General features: G+C 53.9%; 1 rRNA gene. It reads right to left on the reverse strand.

Annotated elements, in window-relative coordinates:
- A 23S ribosomal RNA gene (locus KNQ03_RS16835) occupies positions 1–2,868 on the reverse strand; the annotation flags it as partial.
- Positions 2,869–2,962 lie beyond the last annotated feature (94 nt).

The raw sequence follows: 2,962 nt of genomic DNA on the forward strand, positions 1-2,962 counted from the left end.
CCATGCTTCCACCCGTGACCTATCTACCTCATCGTCTCTGAGGGGTCTTTCTTGATTACTCAAAGGGAAATCTCATCTTGGAGGGGGCTTCATGCTTAGATGCTTTCAGCATTTATCCCGTCCGCACGTAGCTACCCAGCGATGCTCCTGGCGGAACAACTGGTACACCAGCGGTGCGTCCATCCCGGTCCTCTCGTACTAAGGACAGCTCTCCTCAAATTTCCTGCGCCCACGACGGATAGGGACCGAACTGTCTCACGACGTTCTGAACCCAGCTCGCGTACCGCTTTAATGGGCGAACAGCCCAACCCTTGGGACCTACTCCAGCCCCAGGATGCGATGAGCCGACATCGAGGTGCCAAACCTCCCCGTCGATGTGGACTCTTGGGGGAGATCAGCCTGTTATCCCCAGGGTAGCTTTTATCCGTTGAGCGATGGCCCTTCCATGCGGAACCACCGGATCACTAAGCCCGACTTTCGTCCCTGCTCGACTTGTAGGTCTCGCAGTCAAGCTCCCTTCTGCCTTTGCGCTCTACGAATGATTTCCAACCATTCTGAGGGAACCTTTGGGCGCCTCCGTTACTGTTTAGGAGGCGACCGCCCCAGTCAAACTACCCGCCTGACACGGTCCTCCAGCCGGATCACGGCTGCGAGTTAGAGACTCTATGCATGAAGGGCGGTATCCCAAGGGTGACTCCTCCGAAGCTGGCGCTCCGGGCTCGACGTCTCCCGCCTATCCTGTACATCATGCACAAAGCCTCAATATCAGGCTGTAGTAAAGCTCCATGGGGTCTTTCCGTCCTGTCGCGGGTAACCTGCATCTTCACAGGTACTATGATTTCACCGGGTCTCTCGTTGAGACAGTGCCCAAATCGTTACGCCTTTCGTGCGGGTCGGAACTTACCCGACAAGGAATTTCGCTACCTTAGGACCGTTATAGTTACGGCCGCCGTTTACTGGGGCTTCGGTTCAAAGCTTCGCTTGCGCTAACCCATCCCCTTAACCTTCCAGCACCGGGCAGGCGTCAGCCCCTATACGTCATCTTGCGATTTAGCAGAGACCTGTGTTTTTGCTAAACAGTCGTTTGGGCCTATTCACTGCGGCTCTACTCATGTAGAGCGTCCCTTCTCCCGAAGTTACGGGACCATTTTGCCGAGTTCCTTAACGAGAGTTATCCCGCGCGTCTTAGAATTCTCATCTCGCCTACCTGTGTCGGTTTACGGTACTGGCGCCTTCCCCCTCACTAGAGGCTTTTCTTGGCAGTGTGAAATCGTGACCTACGTCCCTACGGGACTCCGCGTCGTTCCTTGACTTTGATGCCTGACGGATTTGCCAATCAGACGGTCTTGAAACTTGCACATGCACTTCCATCCGCATGCGTCACTATCCTCCTGCGTCCCCCCATTGTTCAAACGGTGGATCGGCGGTACAGGAATATCAACCTGTTATCCATCGCCTACGCCTTTCGGCCTCGGCTTAGGTCCAGACTAACCCTGAGCGGACGAGCCTTCCTCAGGAAACCTTGGGCTTTCGACGGAGGGGATTCTCACCCCTCTTTTCGCTACTCACACCGGCATTCTCACTTCCAAACGCTCCACTGCTCCTTCCGGTACAGCTTCACAGCGGTTTGGAACGCTCCCCTACCATTCCTTACGGAATCCGCAGCTTCGGTGGTATGTTTAGCCCCGTTACATTTTCGGCGCGGCGCCACTCGACTAGTGAGCTATTACGCACTCTTTGAATGGTGGCTGCTTCTAAGCCAACATCCTAGCTGTCTAGGCAGCGCCACATCCTTTTCCACTTAACATACACTTTGGGACCTTAGCTGGCGGTCTGGGCTGTTTCCCTCTTGACTACGGATCTTATCACTCGCAGTCTGACTCCCGAGTATAAGTTGCTGGCATTCGGAGTTTAACTGAATTCGGTAACCCTGTGGGGGCCCCTAGTCCAATCAGTGCTCTACCTCCAGAACTCTCAACCTCGAGGCTAGCCCTAAAGCTATTTCGGGGAGAACCAGCTATCTCCAGGTTCGATTGGCATTTCACCGCTACCCACACCTCATCCCCGCACTTTTCAACGTGCGTGGGTTCGGACCTCCAGTCAGTGTTACCTGACCTTCATCCTGGACATGGGTAGATCACCTGGTTTCGGGTCTACGACAACGCACTGAACGCCCTGTTCAGACTCGCTTTCGCTACGGCTCCGCCTCATCGGCTTAACCTCGCGCGTTATCGTAACTCGCCGGTTCATTCTACAAAAGGCACGCCATCACCCGTTAACGGGCTCTGACTACTTGTAGGCATACGGTTTCAGGATCTATTTCACTCCCCTTCCGGGGTGCTTTTCACCTTTCCCTCACGGTACTGGTTCACTATCGGTCACTAGGGAGTATTTAGCCTTGGGAGATGGTCCTCCCGGATTCCGACGGGGTTTCACGTGTCCCGCCGTACTCAGGATCCACTCTGGAGGGAAAACAGTTTCAGCTACAGGGCTGTCACCTTCTTCGGCCGACCTTTCCAGGTCCTTCACCTACTGTCTTCCTTTTTGACTCCGTATAGAGTGTCCTACAACCCCGAAGAGCATGCTCTCCGGTTTGGGCTGTTCCCGTTTCGCTCGCCGCTACTCAGGGAATCGCATTTGCTTTCTCTTCCTCCGGGTACTTAGATGTTTCAGTTCCCCGGGTCTGCCTCACGCTACACTATGTATTCATGTAACATGTCCCATCCCATTACAGATGGTGGGTTCCCCCATTCGGAAATCTTCGGATCAAAGCATACTTACTGCTCCCCGAAGCATATCGCTGTTCGTCGCGTCCTTCATCGGCTCCTAGTGCCAAGGCATCCACCGTACGCCCTTCATACCTTGATCTAGCGTTGGTATTCTAAGAACACACGTCTTAAATGACATGGTTAATTAAAAGTTTGATGTCTTGTTGATGTCTTCAGTTTTCAAGGTGCGAGTG

The sequence above is a fragment of the Exiguobacterium sp. s143 genome (assembly GCF_018618895.1).
Taxonomy (GTDB): domain Bacteria; phylum Bacillota; class Bacilli; order Exiguobacteriales; family Exiguobacteriaceae; genus Exiguobacterium_A; species Exiguobacterium_A abrahamii.